The sequence below is a fragment of the Sphingobium sp. genome, assembly GCF_003248505.1.
Taxonomy (GTDB): Bacteria; Pseudomonadota; Alphaproteobacteria; order Sphingomonadales; family Sphingomonadaceae; genus Sphingobium.
The window spans coordinates 176510-198424 of the sequence record NZ_QFOA01000001.1 but is presented as its reverse complement, the minus strand read 5'-3'; the positions used below and the strand labels follow the sequence as shown (position 1 = coordinate 198424).

Sequence of the window (21915 nt, the reverse complement as noted above, 5' to 3'; positions counted from 1 at the left end):
GAGCGAAGGGCATGACCCATCCCGATCGCCCCGATGTCGTCGCCTATGGCCCGCTCAACCCCTATCTCGATGCGGCACTGGCAGAGCGCTTTTGCGTCCATGCGGTGGCTGCCGATGCCGACCTGACTGAGTTGCCCGATGCGGCGCGGCGAGCACGGGCGCTGATAAGCTTCGGATCGGTGGGCGCGCCTGCCGCCGTCATGGACGCGCTTCCCGCGCTGGAGATGATCGCGCTGTTTTCCGTCGGCTATGACAAGGTCGATGTCGACCATGCCCGCGCGAAGGGCATCCGCCTCACCAACACGCCCGACGTGCTGACCGACGATACCGCCGACCTTGCCGTGGGGCTTCTTTACGCGACGGTGCGCAACATCGTCGCCAACGATGCGATGGTGCGGCGGGGCGACTGGGCGAGGGGCGAGAAGCCGCAATTGTCGGGCCGCGTGACGGGATCGCGGATCGGGATATTGGGGCTGGGCCGTATCGGTCGCGCCATCGCCGCGCGGCTGGAAGCGGCGGCGGGCGAAATCGTCTATCACAACCGCCGGGAAGCGCCCGGCGCGCCCTATCGCTACATCGCAGACCGGATCGCCTTCGCGCGGGAATGCGATATCGTCATGGTGGCGACATCGGGCGGGCCGGAAGCGGCGTGCCTGGTCGATGCCGCCATGCTCGACGCGCTGGGGCCGCAGGGGGTTATCGTCAACATCAGCCGGGGCAGCGTGATCGACGAGGACGCGCTGGTCGCGGCCTTGGCGCAGCGCCGCATCGCGGGTGCGGGCCTCGACGTGTTCGCGCACGAACCGCATGTGCCGCCCGCGCTGCTGACGATGGACCATGTCGTGCTCCAGCCCCATCAGGGCAGCGCGACCCGCCACAGCCGCCGGGCGATGGCCGACCTCGTCCTGGCCAATCTCGACGCGCATTTCGCGGGAGAACCGCTGCTGACGCCGGTGGTGTAGGCTTGGCCTTTCGACCTTCAGTCGCTACAGCGCGCGTCATGACAAAACCGCTTCCCAAGGACTGGATTCTCGGCATCTCCGCTTATGTGCCGGGCAAGTCGGCGGCTGACGATGGCCGCCCCCTCATCAAACTCAGCGCCAACGAGAACCCCCTCGGCACCGGCGAAGCCGCGCGCGCGGCCTTTCTGGCGGCGACGGCGGACATGGCCACCTATCCCGATCCGTCAGCGGCGAAGCTGCGCGAGGCGATCGGTGCGCATCACGGGCTGGATCCCGAACGGATCATCTACGGCACCGGATCGGACGAGCTGTTGCATCTCGCCGCCAGCGCCTATGCCGGGCCGGGGGACGAGGTGCTGTACGTTCGCTACGGCTTTTCGGTCTACGACATCGCCGCGCGGCGCGTGGGAGCGACGCCGGTGGTGGCGCCCGACCGCGACTATGCGACCGATGTGGACGCGCTGCTCGCCAGCGTGACGGATCGCACGAAGGTCGTCTTCCTCGCCAACCCCAACAACCCGACCGGCACGATGACCCCGCGCGCCGAGATCGCCCGGCTGCACGCGGGCCTGCGTCCCGACATCCTGTTCGTCCTCGACCAGGCCTATGCCGAATATCTGGAGGCCGGGGAGGACGATGGCGGGCTGGAACTGGCGAAGACCGCGTCGAACGTCCTTGTCACCCGCACCTTCTCCAAAATCTACGGCCTTGCCGCCGAACGGATCGGCTGGGGCTATGGCAGTGCGGAGGTGATCGACATCCTCCACCGCATCCGCGCGCCCTTCAACGTGACGACGGCGGGACAGGCCGCCGCCATTGCCGCCATCGCGGACACGGCGTGGGTAGACAAGAGCCGGGCGCACAACCGCCAGTGGCGCGAATGGCTGGCGGGCGAAATCGCCGCGCTATCCAATCACGGCCTGCGCGCGGTGCCCAGCCGCACCAACTTCCTCCTCATCCTGTTCGAAGGGGCGCTGAGCGCGGAAGCGGCGATGAAGGGCCTGTGGGACGAAGGCTATGCCACGCGCTGGCTGCCGGGACAGGGTCTGCCCAACGGCCTGCGCATCACCATCGGCACCGAAGAGCAGACCCGCGCCGTCGCGGCCAGGCTGCGCGCCATGGCGGAGGCCGCCTGAACGCGATGCTGCCCTTTTCCCGCATCACGATCGTCGGCCTGGGCCTCATCGGCTCTTCGCTGTGCCGCGCCATTCGAGCGGAGATGCCGACGGTGCGGGTGACGGGCCATGACGCCGACCCGGCGGTGCGGGACATCGCGCGGCGGATCGACCTGGCCGACGACGTCACCGACACGGCGGGCGCGGCGGTGACGGACGCCGACCTCGTCATCCTGTGCGTGCCGGTGCGCGCGATGGGCGCGGCGGCGGCGGAAATCGCCGACGACCTGCCCGCAGACTGCATCGTCAGCGACGTCGGGTCGTGCAAGGCAGACGTGCTCGCCCAGCTGAAACGCGCGCTGCCCGACCATGTCGTCATCCCCGCACACCCGGTCGCGGGGACGGAAAATAGCGGGCCGGAAGCCGGCTTTGCCACATTGTTCAAGGGCCGCTGGTCGATCGTCACCCCACCCGCCGGAGCGGACCCCGCCGCCGTCGAACGCGTGGCCGAACTGTGGCGGCGTCTGGGCGCGCAGGTCGAGACGATGGAACCGGCCCACCATGACCTGGTGCTGGCGGTCACGAGCCACCTCCCCCACCTCATCGCCTACACCATCGTCGGGACGGCCAGCGATCTGGAGGATGTGACGCAGAGCGAGGTCATCAAATATTCCGCGGGCGGCTTTCGCGACTTTACGCGGATCGCCGCGTCCGATCCGACGATGTGGCGCGACGTGTTCCTGGCGAACAAGGATGCGGTGCTGGAAATGCTCCAGCGCTTTTCGGAAGATCTGTCCGCGCTTCAGCGGGCGATCCGCTGGAACGACGGGGACGCGCTGTTCAACCTCTTCACCCGCACCCGCGCGATCCGCCGCTCGATCATCGAACAGGGACAGGACGACGCCAAGCCCGATTTCGGGCGCGCGCACTGACTAATTGAGCGCGTTGATGGCGGCGTGCACTTTCGCTTCCACGTCCTTGCGGTCGAGGCCGGGGGGGATCATCTCGCCGACCTTGTAGGTGATGATACCGGGCCGCTTGAGAAAGCGTCCGCGCGGCGACACGCGCCCGCTGTCGATGGCGATTGGCACCACAGGCAGGCCCAGCAGACCGTAGAGCCCGGCAAAACCCGACTTGAGCGGCGGCCGCTCCCCATGGGGCACGCGCGTGCCTTCGGGGAACAGGCAGATCGCCTTGCCCTTGGCCGTCGCTTCCCGCGCGGCGGCACGCAGCACGCGCAGGGCGCTGGCACCCGCGCTACGCTCGATGGGGATGAGGCCATAGCGGCGCGCGATATCGCCCCACAGCGGAATGTCGAACAGCTCGCGCTTCGCGCCGATGGCAGGTTTGTCGAACAGGCACAGCATGTCGATCGTCTCGAACATCGATTCATGCTTGCAGATGTAGAGGTAGGGACCGATCGGAAGATCGCCTTCGATCACCACTTTCTGTCCCAATATCCAGCGGGTGCAGCGGCGATGGAAACGGCTCCATGCCGTGGCGACGACCGGCACCGCCTCCGCGCGGAACATGCCCGCGAACATCGCGGCCAGCACGAAGATCAGGCTGCCGGGATAGAAGACCAGCATGAAGAGGAGAGAACGAAGCGCCGTCACGACCGGGCCTTTCAAATGCCGATCAGCGCGGCGAAACGCCGCAGCAGATATTTGTTATATTCCCGCAGCAGCATGGTGAGGCTGGGGCGGCTCGGCACGGCGTCATAGACGATGCTGATCCGCGCGGGCAGCGCCTGACGCAGTTCGAGCGCGGCCCGGCGCATGTGCCAGTCGGTGGTGATGAGGCGCACGGTTCGATAGCCCCGGCGTTCGAGCCAGCGCGCGGTCTCGATCCCGTTGGAGCGGGTGTCGATGGCTTCGCGGCCCAGCGTGATGCAGCAGGCGAACAGCGTTTCGGGCGTCTTATATTGCACGGCGAGTTCGGACGGGCGAACGGCGCGGTCGACGCCGGAAATCAGCATTCGCTTGGCCGCGCCTTCCTCCATCAGGGCAAGGCCCCGGTCGATCCGCCCCGCCCCGCCGGTCAGCACGACGATCGCGTCGGTCTCCCGCCCGTCGAGCGGTTGCGGCAGCAGGATCGCGAACCAGGCGAAACCCAGCATCCAGGCGAGCAGGACGAGCGCGGCGAAGCGGACGATCACAGCATCCGCCCCAGCGCGCGCAGGACGGTCCAGCGCGCGGTCAGCGTCGCCAGCGCGACACCCGCGACCGGAAGCAGCGCGAGGACGATCCAGTCCGCAGGCCCGATCCGCACGGTGGCGAGCAGGTCGGACCCCGCCGCCGTCAGGCGCAGGCCGATCAGCAGGATGACGAGCACCGCGAACGCGAAGCCCAGCGCGCTGCCGAGCAGGGCGTCGAGGCCGATGCGCCGCTGGAACAGACGCGCGATCTGCACGTCGGTCGACCCCATGAGATGCAATACGTCGATGGTGCCGCGATGGCTGTCATGCGCGCCGCGCGCCGCAAGCACCACCACCGCGCCCGTCGCCAGCGCCATCAGCAGGACGACCCCCAGCGCCAGCCAGCCGAGCGCGCCGAGCAACCCGGCCAATGGCGCGAGGAACGCCGCGTGCGGATCGATCCGCAGCGCGGGCGACAATGCCCGAAGCGAGCGGCGCAGGGCCGCCACCTTCGCGGCGGCATCGCCGGGTGTCAGCGTCACGTCGATGAGCGCGGGCACCGGCAGTTCCCCGCTGGTCGCCGCATCGCCGAGCCAGGGGCGCAACTGGTCGGCCAGTATCGCTGCGTCGACCGGCGTCGCGCTGCGCACCGCGCGTGAGGCGCGCAGGGCTCGCAGCGCTCGTTCCGCCAGCGCAGCGCGCGCCTGCGGATCGGCCTCCACCACCTGGACGCTGGCGCGCCCGGCAAGGTCGGCGCTCAAGGCCCGGACCGCCGCGCCGAGGCCGATCCCGGCGGCGGCGGACAGGACGGTGAGGAACATCATGATCGCGATGATCCACGGCATCGGGCCTGCCACCCGGCCTTCGGGCAGCAGCCGGCGTCGGGCGAGCGCCGCTGCCTTTCTCTGGGCACGCGGGATCATCCGTGCCGGTCCTGCGGACGCGGGGGATAGCGCAACATGCCGGTGGGATCGGCGAGCCGCCCCCGGTCGAGCCGCATCATCTGCGCGCCCTCCACCTGCGCGATCAGCGGCAGGTCGTGGGTCGCCACGACCAGCGTGGTGCCGAGGCGGTTGAGCGCTTCGAACAGCGTCAGGAGGCGGCGCGCCATGTCGGCGTCGACGTTGCCGGTCGGTTCGTCCGCGACCAGGATTTCGGGCCGCCCGATGACCGCGCGGGCGATAGCCACGCGCTGCTGCTCCCCGCCCGACAGCGTCGCCGGACGCGCCTGCCCCCGGTCGCCGAGCCCCACCCAGTCGAGCATTTCCGCAACCGGCGCCGCCACCTCGCTTTCCGCCATTCCGGCAACGCGCAGCGGCAGGGCGATATTGTCGTAGGCGGACAGATGGGGGACGAGGCGGAAATCCTGGAAGACGACGCCGATGCGACGGCGAAAGCCGGGAAGCCGCTGTCTGGGCAGCGTCACCACATCCTCCCCGAACAGGCGGATGACGCCGCGGCTGGGCCGCTGGGCGAGGTAGAGAAGTTTGAGCAGCGAGGTCTTGCCCGCGCCCGACGACCCGGTCAGGAAATAGAAGCCGCCGCTGGCCAGCGAAAAGCTGACGTCCGACAGGATCTCACTGTCCAGACCGTAGCGCAGCCCCACATTTTCGAACTGGACGATGGCGGACATGGCGTGAAATTGCGCGCGGCGGCGCTCCCTGGCTCCCAGAGAGACAAGCCATGGCACAGCCGCCCGCCTGCCGTAAAGCCCACCCGCGCAATCGCGCGAGTCGCGCGCCTCTTCTTGCCGCTTGCGCGCGAGTCCCTGCCATGCCTATGAAGCGTCATGATCCTGGTGTGCCCCAATTGCGCGACGCGTTATGTCGTGCCGGACAGCGCCGTCGGTGCGAACGGCCGCCAGGTCCGCTGCGCCTCCTGCAAGCATAGCTGGTTTCAGGAGCCTGCCGTGCTGCCGGACCGCGAAACCGTCGCGCAGGCGGCCCTCGCGCCCGCAGCGCCGCCGCCGCCCGAACCCGCTCCGCCGCCACCCGAGCCGGCGATCCCGCCACCGCCGCCCGCCCCGGTCGAGGAACCGGTCGCGGCGCAAGCGGCGTCCCCCGCCGAGGATCCGCCCGCCAACGCGCCCGTTGTCGCCGAAGCCCCCGCGCCGCCGCGCGACCATCGGTTCGACGATATCTACGCTGGCGCGCCCGCTCTTGCGGACGAAGAAGACTGGACCTTTCCCGCCGATCCGCAGGCAAAGCCGCGCCGCAATCGGCTGAAGCTGCTGACCTATGCGGCCGTGGCGTTCTTTGTCGTCGTCGGGAGCGCTGCGGGTGCGCTCAGCTATTTCGGGCCGCCCGGATGGATGGTGTCGATGGGCCTTTTCCCCGAAGAGGGCGATCCCGACCTGCTTTTCTACCTGTCCAAGCCTGCCGAGCGGCGCAAACTGCCTACGGGCGAGGAATATTTCGCGTTCGGTGCGCGGATCGTGAACAGCAGCGCGCAGACGCTGCCCGTGCCGCCGGTGCTGGTCCAGTTGCGCGACCGGCAGAACCGGCTGGTGTTCAGCTGGACGACGAAGGCGGACAAGATGCGCCTCAAGCCCGGTGAGGAAGCGTCGATCAACGAAAGCCGGATCGACATTCCCAAAAATGCCGAGAACCTGTCTCTGACCTTCGTCCAGTGACGGTCAGGGATAGCTGACCGTCTTGGGCCGCCCCTGCGGGATCGGGATGAATTCCCGGTCGTCGCCGGGGATGAGCGGGAAGCGCATAGCCTCCCAATCCTCGCGCGCCTGCATCAGCCGGTCGGGCCGCGACGACACGAAATTCCACCATACATGGCGCGGAGAGGCGAAGGCTTCGCCGCCGCACAGGACGATCCGACCGCCATCGACGCTCGCCAGCGTGGCCGCGGTGCCGGGGCGCAACACGTAAAGCGTCTGGGGCGTGAGCATCGTCCCGTCCAGCATGGCGTCGCCACCCGACACATAGAGCGCGCGTTCGTCCGCCGAAGCGTCGATGGCAATGCGCGCGCCGGGCATCAGCTGGATGTCGGCATAGATGGTGTGGGCGTAGGTGGTGACAGGCGACACGTGCCCCCAGAGCGATCCCATGATGATGCGGGCGCGCGCCCCGCCATCCTCGATCACGGGGAGCCCGCCCTCGCTCACATGCTCGAACGCGGGGTCCATTTCCTCGTCCCGGTCTGGCAGCGCCAGCCAGGTCTGGATCGCCGACAGTTTGGAAGGCTTCGCGCGATCCTCGTCGGGGGACCGTTCGGAATGGACGATGCCCTTGCCCGCCGTCATGAGGTTGACCGCGCCCGGTTCGATCAACTGCTCGGTCCCCAGCGAATCGCGATGCATGAACGCGCCGTCATACATGTAAGTCACGGTGGCGAGGTTGATGTGGGGATGTGGGCGCACGTCGATGCCATGCCCCGGGCCGATCTGCGCGGGGCCGGCCTGGTCGAAGAAGATGAACGGGCCGACCATCGTACGCCCCTTCACCGGCAACGAGCGATGGACCCGAAAGTCGCCCAGGTCGTGCGTCGTCGGCGTCACGGTCTGGAGGATGATATCGTCTGCGGTCATGGTGCGTCCAGTTCGGGATAGTGGCGGAAGATGTCGTCTTCGTTGAACGGCAGCCGCCGGTCGCTGCCGAGATAGTCCTGCAATTCGGGCAGTGCGGCAACCCTCTCGTACAATGCTGCGACACGCGGATAAGCGCTCGCCAGCGTCGCCATGCGCCGGGGGAAGGCGTAGCGCAGCCCGGCGATCAGATGGAACAGCGACAAATCGGCATAACTCCACAGGCTTCCCGCCAGCCAGTCGCCCTCCTGCGCCGCCAGCGCCCTTTCGAACCAGTCGAGATATTTGGGAATGCGCGCACTGCGAAACGCATCCGCGCGGCGCAGCGCCTCGGCCTTCTGATCCTCGTAGTAAAGGCCGACGCCGACCGGATGATGCACGTCATGCGCTTCGGCCACCATGTCCATGACGGTCATCTGCACCTGAAGCAGCCAGTAGCGTGCGCTCATCGACGAAGGCCCGCAATTGTGCCGTTCGCCAAGGTAGAAGAGGATGTTGGCGGTCTGCGCCACGGTGGTGCCGTCCATCGCCAGATAGGGCGGGGCGAAGGCCGGGCCGGCATCGTGCCCGGCCATGTCCGCGACGAGCGCCTCGGCACCGTCTTCGCGCGCGCAATCGCGATAGGGGATGCCGCACGCTTCCAGCATCAGGCGGACGAATTCGCCCCGCCCCGTTATGGTCGGCCAATACCAGAAATCGTAAGCCATGCGGGATCCTGCTCCTTTTCAGGCGACAACCCGCCAGCCCCCTTAAAGTCTCACGCTTCGCCCGGTGCCCGCGCCTTGATCGCGAGTGCGTGGATCTTGTCCCGCAACAGGTCGGCGAGCGCTGCGTTGACGAGGCGCTGACGCGCAACGCGATTCTGCCCCGCGAAGCGGTCGGACACGATCTCGACCGTGAAGTGGCTTTCGCCCGAGCCGTCATGGCCCGCATGGCCGCGATGCTTTTCGCTGTCGTCGACGACGGCGAGATGGACAGGAGAAAGGGCGGCGCGCAGCCGCGCTTCGATTTCCGTGGCGACAGGGCCTTTGAGGTCGGTGGTCATGGTCCCTATATAGACGCTTTGCCGTTATTTTCATCAGGACCGTCTTGTCTACCGACCCCTTTTCGACCCGCCGCTTCAACCGCTTCCACGGACGCGTGGAGAGCGACCGGCCCTGTGCGGTGGAGGGCTGCCCGGAACCCGGGGAATTCCGCGCCCCGCCGCTGGAGGGCGCGCGCGCCGCAGGCGAAGGGCCGCAATGGCGCTGGCTTTGCCTCGACCATGTGCGTGCGTTCAACCAGGGCTATAATTTCTTCACCGGCATGAGCCCGGACGAAATCGCCGCAGCGCAGCGCCCCTATGCCGGGTGGGAGCGGGAAACCCGCGCCTTTTCCTCCAACGCGGCCAGCCCGCCGCCGCGCTGGTCCGACTTTGCCGATCCGCTCGATGCCATCGGCGCCCGGTTCAAGGAGCGGGTCGCCAAGGCGCGTGAGGCAAACCGGATGCGGCAGGACGGAAAATTCCTGTCGGGCGAAGATCGCAAGCAACTGGACGTGATGGGCCTGCCCATCGACGCCGACCGCAAGGCGCTGCGCACCCGCTACACCGAATTGCTGCGGCGCTATCACCCCGACCACAATGGCGGCGACCGCAGCCACGAAAGCGCGTTACAGGGCGTGATCGAGGCCTATGGCCATTTGCGCAAGGCGCCCGCCTTCGCCTGATCAGAGCAGGAACCAGCCGATCAGTGCGCCTGCCTGAACGACGACGATCAGCCAGAGCCGGGTGGAGAACGGCTCCTTGCGCGTCTTGTGGCGGAAGATGCGCCGGGCCAGGAGTGCGCCCGGCGATCCGCCCAGCGCCGCAAGGGTGAGAAGGCGGCGTTCGGGAATCCGGCGCTGTCCCCGCGTCGCGAATCTCTTGTCCCATCCGAAACACAGGACGGTCCAGAGGTTGACGACCGACAGGGCCGCGACCCAGGCGAGGTTCGATGGGGTCATGCCACACCCTTAACCTACGCACGCACCGTGTCGAGCGTCGCCGCGCCCGACCCCGCGCGAGGGCCAATTCGTCCGAACGGGCGGCTTGATTGGCGTTGCAATCGCCCCCACTCTATCGACACGGCCCGAATCTTTCGTCTAGGGGCTGAGCCAAATCGCAGAGAGTTGACCGCCCGATGACCGACATTTCCAACGTCCAGCCCGACGCCCGCGCCGACACGCTGCTCGACGCGCCCGACCGCGAGGTGGACGCGCGCGAGATGTTCGGCGTCGATGTCGACATGAAGATCCCGGCCTTCAGCCAGGCCGACGAACGGGTGCCGGACCTCGACCCCGCCTATGTGTTCGATCCCGACACCACGCTCGCGATCCTGGCCGGGTTCGCCTACAACCGGCGCGTGATGGTCCAGGGCTATCACGGCACCGGCAAGTCGAGCCATATCGAACAGGTGGCGGCGCGGCTCAAATGGCCGTGCATCCGTATCAACCTCGACGCGCATATCAGCCGCATCGACCTCGTCGGGCGCGACGCCATCGTGCTTAAGGACGGGCAACAGGTGACGGAATTCCGCGAAGGGTTGCTCCCATGGTCGTTGCAGAGGCCCGTCGCACTGGTGTTCGACGAATATGACGCGGGACGCCCCGATGTCATGTTCGTGATCCAGCGCGTGCTGGAAACGGACGGCAAGATGACCTTGCTCGACCAGAACCGGGTGATCCGTCCCAACCCGCATTTCCGCCTGTTCGCGACCGCCAACACGGTGGGCCTGGGCGACACGACCGGCCTCTATCACGGCACGCAGCAGATCAATCAGGGCCAGATGGACCGCTGGAATCTGGTGGTGGCGCTGAATTATCTACCCGCCGCGACCGAAGCGCAGGTGGTGCTCGCCAAGTCGGGCGAATATGATCATGAGGGCGGCCGCAAGGAAGTCGAGAACATGATCAAGGTCGCCGAACTGACGCGGCAGGGCTTCATCAACGGCGATATCTCCACCGTCATGTCGCCTCGCACGGTCATCAGTTGGGCGCAGAATGCTCTGATCTTCAAGAATGTCGGCTTCGCCTTCCGCCTGTCCTTCCTCAACAAATGCGACGAGGCGGAACGGGCGCTGGTCGCCGAATATTATCAGCGCGTCTTCGGCAAGGATTTGCCCGAAAGCGTGGCGAGCCGGGCGAACTGAACGTGCGTCCCGGTCCATGGATGGCGGGAGGCAGCGCATGATCGTCGTCGAACGGATCGATGGCGTGGGCGGCACCGCGCACCGGATCAGCATCCGGGGGCATGAGATTGTTGCCGACATGGCCGCGCCCGACGGGCATGACGGCGGCCCCGACCCGCATGACCTGTATGACGCGTCGCTCGGCGCGTGCAAGGCGATGACGATGCTCTGGTATGCGCAGCGCAACAGTATCCCGGTCGAGGACATCCATGTCGGCGTGGTCCGCGACGCGAGTGAGGAGCGCAAGGGCGTCTACAAGCTCACCACCCGCATCGCCGTCACCGGCCCGATGACCGACGATCAGCACGACAAGCTGATCGCCGTTGCCGCCAAATGCCCGATCCACAAGCTGATGAGCGAGGTGGAGACCCAGATCGAGACGATCGCCGTCCCGCGCGTCGCAGGGCCGGAGGGCCGGTGACCGAACGTTCGCCCCTCGACGCGTTCAAGGACGTGCTGTCCGGCGCGGCCCGTGCGATCACGCGCGACACGGATGTGGAAGTGGGCTTCACCGCCGACAACCCCCACGCCGTGGGCAAGGCGATCAAGGTGCCGACGCCCGGTCGCGCCCTGCCCGCCGATCAGGTGGCGCTGGCGCGCGGCTTTGCCGACGCCTCCGCGCTCAGGCTGCGGCATCACGATGCGCGCGTCCACGCGGCCTCCGCGCCGGGCGAGGCCGTCGCGCGCGCGGTTTTCGACGCGGTCGAACAGGCGCGGGTCGAAGCGATCGGATCGCGATCCATGGCGGGCGTGCGCGCGAACCTCAACCATGCGCTCGACCTGCGGCTGAAATCCGATGCCATTCGCCGCGCCCGCGCCGCCGACGAAGTGCCGCTGTCCACCGCGCTCGCGCTCAAGGTGCGCGAACGGCTGACCGGACAGGCGATCCCCGGCGATGCGGCGGCGGGCGTCGCGATGGTCGACCGGTGGATCGAGGACAAGGCGGGCGGCGACCTCGATTCGCTGATGCTCGCGATCGACGACCAGCGCGCCTTCCAGCGGCTCACCACGACGATGCTGGAGCATCTCCAACTGATCGACGCCGACGTGCCTCCCGACACCGACGAGCCGGAGAGCGACGAGGAAGGCGAGGATCAGGAGGACCAGCAGGAAGAGGGCGAAAGCGGGCAGGAAGACGCCGGCGACAGCGACATGAACGCCGAGGCGCGCGCCGAGGACAAGGGCGGCGACACCGAGGACGGCGACACCGACTATAGCGACGAATTCGACGCCGACAGCGAAGAGGGCGCGGACGACATGGGCGAGGAAGGCATGATGCCCGTCCGCCCCAACCGCCCCATGTCCGACCTGCCGCCCGGCTTCGATTACAAGGCCTATACGACCAGGTTCGACGAGGTGGTGTCGCCCGAGGAACTGTGCGACGAGGACGAGTTGACGCGCCTGCGCGGCTTCCTCGACCAGCAGCTCGTCAGCCTTCAGGGCGCGGTGACGAAACTTGCCAACCGGCTTCAGCGACGGTTGATGGCGCAGCAGTCGCGGTCCTGGGACTTCGACCAGGAAGAAGGGCTGCTCGACGCCGCCCGGCTGGCGCGGATCGTGATCGATCCCACACGCTCGCTCAGCTACAAGATCGAACGGGACACCCAGTTTCGCGACACGGTCGTGACGCTGCTGATTGACAATTCGGGATCGATGCGCGGGCGGCCGATCAGCATCGCGGCGATCAGCGCGGACATCATGGCGCGCACGCTGGAGCGGTGCGGGGTCAAGACCGAGATACTGGGCTTCACCACCCGTGCGTGGAAAGGCGGACAGGCGCGGGAGGACTGGCTCGCCGCAGGCCGCCCGCCGATGCCGGGCCGACTGAACGACCTGCGCCACATCGTCTACAAGAAGGCGGACGATCCATGGCGGCGCGCGCGCAAGAATCTGGGCCTCATGATGCGCGAGGGGCTGCTCAAGGAGAATATCGACGGGGAGGCGCTTTTGTGGGCGCACGCCCGCCTGATCGCCCGGCCCGAGGAACGCCGCATCCTGATGGTCATTTCGGACGGCGCGCCGGTCGACGACAGCACCCTGTCGGTCAACAGCGGCACCTATCTGGAACGGCATCTGCGGCAGGTGATCGAATGGATCGAGAACCGGTCCCCGGTGCAACTGGTCGCCATCGGCATCGGCCATGACGTGACGCGCTATTATCGCCGCGCCGTGACCATCATGGATGCCGAACAGCTGGGCGGCACGATGGTGGAACAGCTGGCCGGGCTGTTCGACGAGGATTGACCGCCCGTCACGGGCCGGTTCCGGACATTGTCAGGAGAGAGAGATGAGCGTCGCCTTTCGTCGCGAGAGCGACGACGAGCATATGGAGCCCAAATTCGAGCTGCCGATCCCGCCCGGCCCCAATTGGGTGACCGCGCGCGGCCTTCGGCTGACGCGGGAGAAGGTCGCGGCGCTGGAAGCCGTCGATACGGGCGCAATGGAGGAGGAAGCCGCGAAGAAGCATCGCCGCGACCTGCGATACTGGCGCACCCGGCTGGCGACGGCGGAGTTGCGCCCCGTGCCGGACGACGAAGCGGTCGCGTTCGGCACGCACGTCACATACCGGCTGAACGGCAAGGACAATATGGTGGCACTCGTCGGCGACGACGAAGCCGATCCGCATGACGGACGGATCAGCTTTTCCTCGCCGCTCGCGCGCGCGATGATGGACGCCGAACCGGGCGAGCGGGTCGATTTCGCCGGACGAGCCGAAGCGGTGGAGATCGTCGCCGTCGCGCCCTTGCGGGAAGACTGATCGCGCGGGGCCACGCAAAAGCCCGCCGGATCGCTCCGGCGGGCTTTGTGTAGAGCCTTGCGCCGTCAGGCGCCTCGTGCGGCCTCGAACAGGAACCAGGCGCGCTCTTCGGCCTGATCGGTCCAGTCGTCGACGATGCCTTCGGTCGCATTGTCGCCCGCTTCGGTCGCCGCAGCCTTCACCGCGCGGAAGGTTTCCACCAGCGCGAGATTGTCGTCGCGCAGTTCCTTCAGCATGTCGACGGGGCTGACGAATTCGGCGTCATTGTCCTTGATCGTCTGATGACGGCTGATGTCGCTGATCGAACGAAGCGTGGTATTGCCGGTCTTGCGCACCCGTTCGGCGATGAGATCGGTCGTCGCGAGGATTTGCGTCGCCTGATCGTCGAACATCAGGTGATAGTCGCGGAAATGCGGTCCCGATACGTGCCAGTGGAAATTCTTGGTCTTGAGATAGAGCGCATAGCTGTCCGCGAGCGCGCCGTTCAGCGCTTCTGCAACGGTCTTGGTCTGGTTGCTCTTGAGGTCGGTGGGCGTCTTGAGATCGGGCGCGGTCATTGATGTCCTCCGTGATGCAGGAAACTGGTTTCGGACATATAATGATCTTTGCGCGATAAGGTGCCGGATTTTTTCTCGCAGTTTGCCGATCAGCGTGATGGACTGCGTCGATCAGACGAGCGCCGTCGCCTGCAGGGCGACGATCGCGCCGGTCGCCAGCAACAACGCGCCGCCCGCCAGCCGGATCGCGCGGATCGGGAGTATGGACAGGAACCTCTGGCGCAGCAGCACGACCGGCACCAGCGCGGCGACGATGCCCGCAGCGCCGCCGATCGCGGCAAGCACGGGATCGCCGGTGCGCGTGACGATGCCCAGGATCAGAAACTGGGGCCCGTCGCCGAACCCTAGGATGAAGAGGCCGAGCGCGCTGGTAAGGAACGGGCCGATGCGCCACCGCGCGAGCGGATCGGGCGGGGTCACGCGCCACACCATCCCTGCGCCCAGGAACAGCACGGAAAGGGCGAGAAACAGAAGCCGCGCGTCCGCCCCCATCATCGGGCCGATCCATGCGCCCGCCGCCGCGGACAGGGCCGCATTGGCGACCGCCGCCACGACGACGCCGGCGATGATGGCCCCGTCCCGGTCGAATCGCGTCGCCAGAACGAGCGCCAGCAACTGGCTCTTGTCCCCGATCTCCCCCAACAGGCACCCCAGCAGGGCGAGCAGCAGCGCGTCCATATGTTAGCGTTCAGCCCGGAAGGACAGAGACGGGCGCGGGCGAAGACACGCGCGACAGGCGTTCGCCGACCGCATCGCGCATGCGGTCGAGGTAGGACAGCACCACCCAGCCGAGGCCGTTCAGCGACAGCACGGTTTCCAGGCTGCCCGCCAGTTCCTCGACGCTGTCGAGATGCGCGATCCGCGCGCTGTGGCGGATGCCGTCGATTTCGTCGCACAGGCGCGCGGCCGTCAGGTGATGCCCCTGCCCGGCGAGCGCGTCGATGCGGCGGGCAAGGTCCGCAAGCTGCGCCGGTTCTGGATCATGTCGCATGACAACTTCCCTCGTTCTGCCGTCGATGACAGGATGCGCGCGGCGCGGTTAAAGCCGCGTAAAGGCTGCGCCGAACAGCGTCGAGCCTTGACAGCCAGCCGAATCTCGATCATGGGGCACGGCTGAAACGGGCGGTCCGCCAGTCACCATTGGCGAACCGCTTTTCTTTTTACGCATTTCAAAGACCAGGGAATAGGGCCATGGCCAAGCCGGCAACCGTCAAGATCCGTCTCGTCAGCTCGGCTGACACCGGCTTCTTCTACGTGACGAAGAAGAACCCCCGCACCAAGACCGAGAAGCTGAGCTTCCGCAAATATGATCCGGTCGTGCGCAAGCATGTCGAATTCAAGGAAGCCAAGATCAAGTAAGGCCGTCCGGGCGGATCGTCCGCCCGCGCGCCGATCGGCTGCCTGAAAAGGCGAAAGGTCCGCCCCGGCAAGGGAGCGGGCCTTTCGCCTTTTGGTGCGACGGCGCGATGGACTGGCGGAAAAAAGGGAGCGTCCCTGCGGACGCTCCCTTTCCCGTTTCTCAAGCAGGATCAATTGCCGACCGGCTGTCCGTCCGTGCGGCGCACCACGATGGTCGTGGAGCGGGGCGGCTGGCCCGCCACCGGCCAGTTGCCCTCCGGGTGCTGGATGTTGATGAAGAAGGATTTGAGGTCGGGCGTGTAGGCGATGCCGGTGATCTCACACCCGACCGGTCCCACGAGGAAGCGCTTCGACTGTTTGGTCGACTGATCGACATAATACATCGAATTGTTGCCGAACGCCTGCACCATCGTGGCCGCGCTGCCGTTGAGCGTGCCCGCCGTCCCGGTGAGGTTATGATCGGTCTGGACCCAGAGGCGCCCCTGCGGATCGATGCGCAGGCCGTCCGGACTGGAGAAATAGTCGCCGTTGATATTGCCCTTGAGGTTCGCCTCGGCAAGCGAGGGGTTCCCCGCCAGCAGGAAGATCTCCCAGGTGAAGCCGGTCGCCAGCGGCGAGTCGCTGTTTTCCCGGAACTTGAGGATATGGCCGTGCAGGTTGGTGACGCGCGGATTGGCGGCATCGGTCACCGCGCGACGGCTGTTGTTCGTAAGCGTGCAGAAGATCGCCTGGCGATTGGGTGCGACCGTCAGCCATTCGGGGCGGTCCATGATGGTCCCGCCGGCGACGCGGGCGGCGGCCTGCGTGTTGATGAGCACGTCGGACTGGGTGGCGAAATTCAGCTTGACCGGTGCGGGCGGCGTGGTCGACTGGCTGACATTGCCCGGATCGACAGCGCCCGGAACGAGGCCGTTCTGCCCCTGCACCAGTGCGAGCCACACGCCCGTGCCGTCGGCGTTGAAGCGCGCGACATAGAGCGTGCCATAGTCCAGAAGATTGGTGTTGGCGGCGCGGTTCGTCGTGCTGAACGCCTGATCGGGCACGAACTTGTAGATGCAGCCCGGCGTCGAATCGTCGCCCATGTAGAAGGCGACACGATTGTTGGCATCGGTCATGTGCGCCACATTTTCATGGGAGAAACGGCCCATGGCGGTGCGCTTGGTGGGGGGGGCGAGTTCCTGGTAGGGGTCGATTTCGACCACCCAGCCATATTGATTGGCAGGGCGCGACGGATCGAGATAGTTGTTCGTCGTTTCCTCGCAGGTGAGGTAGGTGCCCCAGGGCGTGCGCCCGCTGGAGCAATTGTTGAGCATACCGCGGATGGTCGTGCCCACCACGCCCGCGGCGGGGCCGCCCACGCGATAGTCGGTGTTGCCGCTGTACCGCTTGTTGAAGCGCGACCCCGCCTTGACCGCGAACTTGCCGTCGCTGCCCTTCGCCACTTCGATCACGCTGATGCCGACGGCCGACAGCGCGATCTCCTTTTGCGCCTGCGTCGCGGTCGCCGCGCTGTAAGACGCGCTGGCGAAGAGGATGTTGTAGTCGGGCAATTCATGGTTGATCGCAAGCAGGCCGCCGCCGTTGGCATCGATGCCCGACAGTTCGAAATATTCCATGCCGTCATGATTGCCGCCCGCCCAGGGCGCGGTCTGGCTGGCGCTGGTCGGGAAGGTGCCGGGTGCGAAGGCGGTGCCCGGTTCGACGAGGTCGCCTGCCTTGAGCAGCACGTCGACCGTATAGCCGCTGGGCACGGTGACCGTGTCGTTGGTGTTGATCGCGACCGGACCGAAGGCGATGGCGTAGCTGGGAGCCGGGGCGGGCGTCGGCGTCGGGGTGGGCGTGGGCCCGGACGTGTCGTTGTCGTCGTCGCCGCACGCCGCCAGCGATCCCATCAGGGGCAGCATCGACAGGCCGATGAGGCCGTTCTTGATAACGCTGCGACGGCCCGGATTGGCCGCTACGATCGCTTCCAGACTGGTGTCGCCAAGCTCGATGGTGGGCTGCGCGTCGCGATAGGGCGCGCGCGCCTCGTCGGTCAGATGAGACATGATCTTTTACCCCTGTGGTGCAGGCTGTCGGCGAAAGGCCGCGCCGTGACGCGAGGGGGGTTGGCAGATGGGGATGACGCGAGGGCGTCCGAACGGCGGCAAAGCCGTGAAAGGGGCGTGACAGTCGCGTGACGCCGCTACAGCAGGCCGTTCACCTGCTCGATGAAGCGCAGCACCGAAATCGGTTTGGAAACATAGGCCTGCGCGCCTGCCCCGCGCACGCGTTCCTCGTCCCCGTGTCCCGCATAGGCGGTGACGGCCATGATCGGCACATGCGCGAGCGCGGCGTCCCCCTTCAGCGAGACGATGAGGTCGATGCCGCTGACATGGGGCAAATGGATGTCGGTGATGACAAGGTCGGGCAGGAAGGCGCGCGCCTGCGCCAGAACGTCGCGTCCGTCGCGCAGCGGCAGCACTTCATGGCCATGCGCGCGCAGAAGGTCGCAAAAAAGTTTGAGATTGAGTTCGTTGTCCTCGACAACGAGCACGCGCTTTGCCACCAGTCACCCGCGTTTTCCGAAAAAAGACCCTGGAGCGCGTTGCACAGCCACAGCCCCCACGAGGACCGATCATGCGCTGCGACAAACCGAATGGCAAGCCGCATGGCGGAGGAGATAGCGCGACTTTGGCATTGATGGCGCTCGCCTGGACGGTCGCCGACGGTGCGCGGGCGGACCGGCTGCTGGCGTTGACGGGCCTGGATGCCGATGCGCTGCGCGCCGGGGTGGGCGATCCCGCCATTCTGGGCGCGGTGCTGGGCTTCCTTGCCGACCACGAACCCGACCTCGTCGCCTGCGCCGAGGCGATAGAAACCACCCCCGCCGCGCTGATCGCGGCGCAGGAGACCCTTATCCGATGACCCGTCCGCTTATCGTCACCGACTGCGACGAAGTGCTGCTGCACATGGTCGTTCCCTTCGGCCAGTGGCTGGACGAAACGCACGATGTCCATTTCGACCTGCGCGAGCGCGGCTTTGCCGAAGCGCTGCGGCACAAGGACAGCGGCGAGCCGGTCGAACGCACGCAGGTGTGGGAATTGCTGCTCGGCTTTTTCGAGACGGAGATGCATCGCCAGACGCCGATCGCGGGCGCGGTCGAGGCGCTGCTGCGCCTCTCGGACATCGCCGACATCGTCGTACTCACGAACATCACGCAGCGGCACCAGCAAGCCCGCGCGGCGCAGCTGGAAAGCCATGGCCTGCGCCTGCCCGTCCATTGGAACCAGGGGGGCAAGGGCCGTCCGCTGGCCGATATCCTCGCCGAGCATGGCGCGCAGACCGCAGTGTTCGTCGACGATCTTGCCGAACATCACCATTCGGTCGCGACCCATGCGCCCACCGTCTGGCGGCTGTATATGGTGGGCGAACCCGCCATCGCCGCCGACGTGCCCCCCGCCCCCTTCGCCCACGCCCGGATCGACGACTGGGCGTCGGCGGAACGCTGGATCAGGGAGCGCTTCGCCGAAGGCCCTGCCGCCGATTCCCTTTCCTCATCCCATGGAGCCATCGCATGAGCATCGACGCCCGCCTTGCCGAACTCGGCATCACCCTGCCCCAGCCCGCCGCCCCCGTCGCGGCCTATGTCCCTGCGGTCGAAGCGAACGGACTGCTGCACATCAGCGGCCAGATCGCGCTCGCGCCCGAAGGGCTGATGACCGGGCGTCTGGGCGAGGATCGCGACCTCGACTACGGCGTGGCGGCGGCGCGCATCTGCGGCCTCAACCTCATCGCGCAGATGAAGGCGGCGCTCGGGTCGCTCGACCGGGTGGAACGGATCGTGAAGCTGGGCGCCTTCATCGCGAGCGCGCCCTCCTTCACCGATCAGCCCAAGGTCGCGAACGGCGCTTCGGAACTGATGGTCGAGGTGTTCGGCGAGGCGGGCAAGCACGCGCGCAGCGCCGTGGGCGTGCCCGTGCTGCCGCTGGGCAGCGTCGTCGAAGTGGACGCCATCGTCCTTGTCCGACCGGCCTGACGGCCACTGGCTGACGGCACGCCCCTTCGCCCATCGCGGGTTGCACGGGGCGGGCCGCAGCGAGAACGGGATGGCGGCGTTCGAAGCCGCCGTCGCCGCGGGATATGGCATCGAATGCGACGTGCGGCTGAGCCGCGATGGCGTGCCCTTCGTCTTTCACGACCGCGACCTGGCCCGCATGACGGGAAGGCCCGAGCGGATCGACACGCTCGACGCGGCGACGCTGGACCGCGTGCGCCTGCCCGATGGCGGCACGATCCCGCGCCTGTCCGCTCTGCTGACGCTGTGCGACGGGGCGGTTCCGCTGCTCGTCGAGATCAAGGCGGAAGGATGCGACGCAGGGCCGCTCTGCCGCGCGGTGGCGGGGGACATGGCGCGCGGAAATGCGAATCGGGTGGCGATCATGTCCTTCGACCCGCGCGTGGTGCGCCGCTTTGAGCGACAACGATGTGGACAGCTGCGCGGGCTTGTCGTGACGGAGCGGGGCAAGGGCGATTGGCGCGGCAGGATCGAACGCGCCCTTGCGCTTTGGCTGGCGAAACCCGATTTTCTGGCTTGTGACATTCGCGACCTTCCCTCCGCCCTTTCCGTCCGCGCACGTGCCGGGGGCATCCCGGTGCTGAGCTGGACCGTCCGCACCCCGGACGATCGTGCGCGGGCCGCCGCCTGCGCCGACCAGATCATTTTCGAGCGCACCGATGGATGAAGTGACGGTGCGCATCGGGGCGGGAGTCGCGGATTTCGCGCGGGACGAATGGGACGCGTGCGCCGGGACGGGCAACCCGTTCGTCAGCTGGGACTTCCTCGTCGCGCTCGAACGGTCGGGCAGCGTGGGCGGCGACAGCGGATGGCAGCCGCTGCCCGTGGTGATCGACGGCGCAGACGGGCGCATCGCCGCCGCCGCACCGGCCTATGGCAAAAGCCACAGCCAGGGCGAATATGTGTTCGACCATGGCTGGGCCGACGCCTGGGCACGGGCGGGCGGACGCTATTATCCCAAGATTCAGGTCGCATCGCCCTTTTCCCCCGTGCCCGGCCCCCGCCTGCTGCTGCGCGACCCGGCGCAGGGTCCGGCGCTGATCGCGGGGATCGAAGCGCTGGTCGAACGGCACGGGCTGTCTTCGGCCCATGCGACGTTCGTCGATCCCGAACAGGTGCCTCTGTTCGAAGCGGCGGGGTGGCTGATCCGCGAGGACAGCCAGTTCCACTGGACCAATCGCGGCTATGGCAGCTTCGAGGATTTCCTGGCCGACCTGTCGAGCGAAAAACGCAAGAATATCCGCAAGGAAAGACGGCGCGCGGTCGAGGGGCTGGAGATCGTGCATCTGTCCGGTGCGCAGATCGGCGAGGCGCACTGGGACATCTTCTGGCAATTCTATCAGGATACCGGCGCGCGCAAATGGGGGCGGCCCTACCTGACCCGTGCCTTCTTCTCGCTGCTGGGCGAAACGATGGGGGACAAGGTGTTGCTGATGCTGGCGCTGCGGGACGGGCGGGCGATTGCCGGCGCCCTCAACCTCGTCGGCGCGGACGCGCTTTACGGGCGGTACTGGGGCTGCGTCGAGGACGTGCCCAACCTGCATTTCGAGCTATGCTATTATCAGGCGATCGACGCCGCCATCGCGCGCGGGCTGGCCCGTGTGGAAGCGGGCGCGCAGGGCGGGCACAAACTGGCGCGGGGCTATGCCCCCGAACCGACATGGTCGGCGCACCATATTCCGCACGACGGCTTTCGCCGGGCGGTCGCGCAGTTTCTGGCGGACGAGCGTGCGGGCGTGCAGGCCGACCGCGCATGGCTGACCGAACGGACGCCGTTCAGGAAAGGCTGATCAGGCCGCGCGCAACTGCATCGAGGCGAGAACGGCGCGAGCGGCACGCTGCGCCTCGGCGATTTCGCGCGCGGTCATTTCCTCGGCGATTTCGGCCCGCATCGCCTGCCCTTGCTCGCTGCCGCGCAGCGCCGCGAGGTTGAACCATTTATGCGCTTCCACCAAGTCGATCGGCAGATCGCCGGTGCCGCAGCTATAGGCGACGCCAAGGTCGAAACAATCGTCCGCCGTACCGTAAGCCGCGCGTGCCGCGCGGGCCTCCATCAGAAATAACGCGCTCTTGATACTGTTGCCCATGTCTTAACCCCTGTCATTCCTAGCCCAACGGATTTCGGCCCCTTTTCCGATGGCTCACAGAATGGCCGCAGAAGCGCAAAGAAATGGTTAACGCCGCATTTTCCATGCGGCAGGGCGGTCCGGCGACAGTCCTTGGCGG

At 67.2% G+C, this 21915-nt stretch carries 29 protein-coding genes; 15 read left to right on the top strand and 14 right to left on the bottom strand.

The genetic code is table 11. The features are described from left to right. Positions 1–11 precede the first annotated feature (11 nt). From DI606_RS00905 to DI606_RS00895, 3 genes are read left to right on the top strand one after another with little or no spacing between them, the layout of a single operon-like run. Positions 12–962 (top strand): 2-hydroxyacid dehydrogenase, encoded by a 951-nt coding sequence (locus DI606_RS00905; RefSeq protein WP_293979036.1) that lies wholly within the window; start codon positions 12–14, stop codon positions 960–962. A 38-nt stretch (positions 963–1000) separates the two neighbouring features. Then, positions 1001–2098, top strand: coding sequence for a histidinol-phosphate transaminase (gene hisC, locus DI606_RS00900; protein ID WP_293979035.1), 1098 nt, complete (start codon positions 1001–1003; stop codon positions 2096–2098). A 5-nt stretch (positions 2099–2103) separates the two neighbouring features. Next, a complete protein-coding gene (locus DI606_RS00895) occupies positions 2104–3009 on the top strand; it encodes a prephenate/arogenate dehydrogenase family protein (RefSeq protein WP_293979034.1) in 906 nt (301 codons plus the stop codon). Here DI606_RS00895 and DI606_RS00890 read toward each other — a convergent pair whose 3' ends face one another. Genes DI606_RS00890 through ftsE form a run of 4 tightly spaced genes read right to left on the bottom strand, consistent with a single transcriptional unit; the run spans position 3010 to position 5847 of the window. Further along, positions 3010–3666: a 1-acyl-sn-glycerol-3-phosphate acyltransferase gene (locus DI606_RS00890; RefSeq protein WP_293979112.1), complete on the bottom strand. Its 657-nt coding sequence runs from the start codon at positions 3664–3666 to the stop codon at positions 3010–3012. Between the two features lie 38 nt (positions 3667–3704). Beyond that, entirely contained in the window at positions 3705–4235 is a 531-nt protein-coding gene (locus tag DI606_RS00885; RefSeq protein ID WP_293979032.1) for a YdcF family protein, read from the bottom strand. Continuing rightward, positions 4232–5137 carry a cell division protein gene (locus DI606_RS00880; RefSeq protein WP_293979030.1) on the bottom strand — a complete coding sequence of 302 codons (906 nt, stop codon included), beginning with the start codon at positions 5135–5137 and terminating at the stop codon, positions 4232–4234. The genes DI606_RS00885 and DI606_RS00880 overlap by 4 nt, the downstream gene beginning before the upstream one ends. After that, complete coding sequence (gene ftsE / locus DI606_RS00875) at positions 5134–5847, bottom strand: cell division ATP-binding protein FtsE (protein WP_293979110.1); 714 nt, start codon at positions 5845–5847, stop codon at positions 5134–5136. Before ftsE ends, DI606_RS00880 begins: the two co-directional genes overlap by 4 nt. 156 nt (positions 5848–6003) lie before the next feature. Between ftsE and DI606_RS00870 the strand changes: the two genes are divergently transcribed. After that, positions 6004–6846: an MJ0042-type zinc finger domain-containing protein gene (locus DI606_RS00870; protein ID WP_293979029.1), complete on the top strand. Its 843-nt coding sequence runs from the start codon at positions 6004–6006 to the stop codon at positions 6844–6846. A 3-nt stretch (positions 6847–6849) separates the two neighbouring features. Here DI606_RS00870 and DI606_RS00865 read toward each other — a convergent pair whose 3' ends face one another. From DI606_RS00865 to DI606_RS00855, 3 genes are read right to left on the bottom strand one after another with little or no spacing between them, the layout of a single operon-like run. Then, on the bottom strand, positions 6850–7755 hold the full coding sequence (locus tag DI606_RS00865) for a pirin family protein (RefSeq protein ID WP_293979028.1): 906 nt from the start codon (positions 7753–7755) through the stop codon (positions 6850–6852). Further along, positions 7752–8459 (bottom strand): glutathione S-transferase, encoded by a 708-nt coding sequence (locus DI606_RS00860; protein WP_293979027.1) that lies wholly within the window; start codon positions 8457–8459, stop codon positions 7752–7754. The genes DI606_RS00865 and DI606_RS00860 overlap by 4 nt, the downstream gene beginning before the upstream one ends. 50 nt (positions 8460–8509) lie before the next feature. After that, positions 8510–8797, bottom strand: coding sequence for a BolA family transcriptional regulator (locus tag DI606_RS00855; RefSeq protein ID WP_293979025.1), 288 nt, complete (start codon positions 8795–8797; stop codon positions 8510–8512). A gap of 44 nt (positions 8798–8841) precedes the next feature. On the opposite strand from DI606_RS00855, the gene DI606_RS00850 reads away from it, so the two are divergent. Next, on the top strand, positions 8842–9459 hold the full coding sequence (locus DI606_RS00850; RefSeq protein WP_293979023.1) for a J domain-containing protein: 618 nt from the start codon (positions 8842–8844) through the stop codon (positions 9457–9459). Here DI606_RS00850 and DI606_RS00845 read toward each other — a convergent pair whose 3' ends face one another. Continuing rightward, the gene (locus DI606_RS00845; protein ID WP_293979021.1) at positions 9460–9735 is read right to left on the bottom strand and encodes a DUF1294 domain-containing protein; all 276 of its coding nucleotides are present in this window, start codon (positions 9733–9735) and stop codon (positions 9460–9462) included. It abuts the gene before it with no gap. 176 nt (positions 9736–9911) lie between these two features. On the opposite strand from DI606_RS00845, the gene cobS reads away from it, so the two are divergent. The 4 genes from cobS to DI606_RS00825 are packed head-to-tail and all read left to right on the top strand — an operon-like array spanning position 9912 to position 13716. After that, positions 9912–10919, top strand: coding sequence for a cobaltochelatase subunit CobS (cobS, locus tag DI606_RS00840; RefSeq protein ID WP_293979019.1), 1008 nt, complete (start codon positions 9912–9914; stop codon positions 10917–10919). Between the two features lie 37 nt (positions 10920–10956). Next, positions 10957–11379, top strand: coding sequence for an OsmC family protein (locus DI606_RS00835; protein WP_293979018.1), 423 nt, complete (start codon positions 10957–10959; stop codon positions 11377–11379). Continuing rightward, complete coding sequence (cobT, locus tag DI606_RS00830; protein ID WP_293979016.1) at positions 11376–13202, top strand: cobaltochelatase subunit CobT; 1827 nt, start codon at positions 11376–11378, stop codon at positions 13200–13202. The genes DI606_RS00835 and cobT overlap by 4 nt, the downstream gene beginning before the upstream one ends. 43 nt (positions 13203–13245) lie before the next feature. Further along, positions 13246–13716, top strand: a complete 471-nt coding sequence (locus DI606_RS00825) for a GreA/GreB family elongation factor (protein WP_293979014.1) — start codon at positions 13246–13248, stop codon at positions 13714–13716. 65 nt (positions 13717–13781) lie between these two features. Here the strand turns inward: DI606_RS00825 and DI606_RS00820 are convergent, their stop codons facing one another. The 3 genes from DI606_RS00820 to DI606_RS00810 all read right to left on the bottom strand — a co-directional run bounded on the left by DI606_RS00820 (position 13782) and on the right by DI606_RS00810 (position 15264). Further along, positions 13782–14273, bottom strand: coding sequence for a DNA starvation/stationary phase protection protein (locus tag DI606_RS00820; protein WP_293979013.1), 492 nt, complete (start codon positions 14271–14273; stop codon positions 13782–13784). Between the two features lie 111 nt (positions 14274–14384). Continuing rightward, positions 14385–14951 carry a TMEM165/GDT1 family protein gene (locus tag DI606_RS00815; protein WP_293979012.1) on the bottom strand — a complete coding sequence of 189 codons (567 nt, stop codon included), beginning with the start codon at positions 14949–14951 and terminating at the stop codon, positions 14385–14387. 10 nt (positions 14952–14961) lie between these two features. After that, on the bottom strand, positions 14962–15264 hold the full coding sequence (locus DI606_RS00810; RefSeq protein ID WP_293979011.1) for a hypothetical protein: 303 nt from the start codon (positions 15262–15264) through the stop codon (positions 14962–14964). 200 nt (positions 15265–15464) lie between these two features. Between DI606_RS00810 and rpmG the strand changes: the two genes are divergently transcribed. After that, a complete protein-coding gene (gene rpmG, locus DI606_RS00805; protein ID WP_007687342.1) occupies positions 15465–15632 on the top strand; it encodes a 50S ribosomal protein L33 in 168 nt (55 codons plus the stop codon). Positions 15633–15802: 170 nt separating this feature from the next. Here rpmG and DI606_RS00800 read toward each other — a convergent pair whose 3' ends face one another. Both DI606_RS00800 and DI606_RS00795 read right to left on the bottom strand, forming a co-directional pair. Next, positions 15803–17680 (bottom strand): PhoX family phosphatase, encoded by a 1878-nt coding sequence (locus tag DI606_RS00800; protein ID WP_293979010.1) that lies wholly within the window; start codon positions 17678–17680, stop codon positions 15803–15805. Between the two features lie 137 nt (positions 17681–17817). Next, a complete protein-coding gene (locus DI606_RS00795; protein WP_293979009.1) occupies positions 17818–18180 on the bottom strand; it encodes a response regulator in 363 nt (120 codons plus the stop codon). A gap of 71 nt (positions 18181–18251) precedes the next feature. Between DI606_RS00795 and DI606_RS00790 the strand changes: the two genes are divergently transcribed. Genes DI606_RS00790 through DI606_RS00770 form a run of 5 tightly spaced genes read left to right on the top strand, consistent with a single transcriptional unit; the run spans position 18252 to position 21479 of the window. Further along, positions 18252–18539, top strand: coding sequence for a DUF3572 domain-containing protein (locus DI606_RS00790; RefSeq protein ID WP_293979008.1), 288 nt, complete (start codon positions 18252–18254; stop codon positions 18537–18539). Continuing rightward, positions 18536–19192: an HAD family hydrolase gene (locus tag DI606_RS00785; protein WP_293979007.1), complete on the top strand. Its 657-nt coding sequence runs from the start codon at positions 18536–18538 to the stop codon at positions 19190–19192. Before DI606_RS00790 ends, DI606_RS00785 begins: the two co-directional genes overlap by 4 nt. Beyond that, positions 19189–19650, top strand: coding sequence for a RidA family protein (locus DI606_RS00780; protein ID WP_293979006.1), 462 nt, complete (start codon positions 19189–19191; stop codon positions 19648–19650). Before DI606_RS00785 ends, DI606_RS00780 begins: the two co-directional genes overlap by 4 nt. Beyond that, positions 19634–20356, top strand: a complete 723-nt coding sequence (locus DI606_RS00775) for a glycerophosphodiester phosphodiesterase family protein (protein ID WP_293979005.1) — start codon at positions 19634–19636, stop codon at positions 20354–20356. The genes DI606_RS00780 and DI606_RS00775 overlap by 17 nt, the downstream gene beginning before the upstream one ends. Continuing rightward, complete coding sequence (locus DI606_RS00770) at positions 20349–21479, top strand: GNAT family N-acetyltransferase (RefSeq protein WP_293979003.1); 1131 nt, start codon at positions 20349–20351, stop codon at positions 21477–21479. Before DI606_RS00775 ends, DI606_RS00770 begins: the two co-directional genes overlap by 8 nt. Here the strand turns inward: DI606_RS00770 and DI606_RS00765 are convergent, their stop codons facing one another. Next, positions 21480–21776, bottom strand: a complete 297-nt coding sequence (locus tag DI606_RS00765; RefSeq protein ID WP_293979002.1) for a hypothetical protein — start codon at positions 21774–21776, stop codon at positions 21480–21482. It lies immediately after the preceding gene. Positions 21777–21915: the final 139 nt, after the last annotated feature.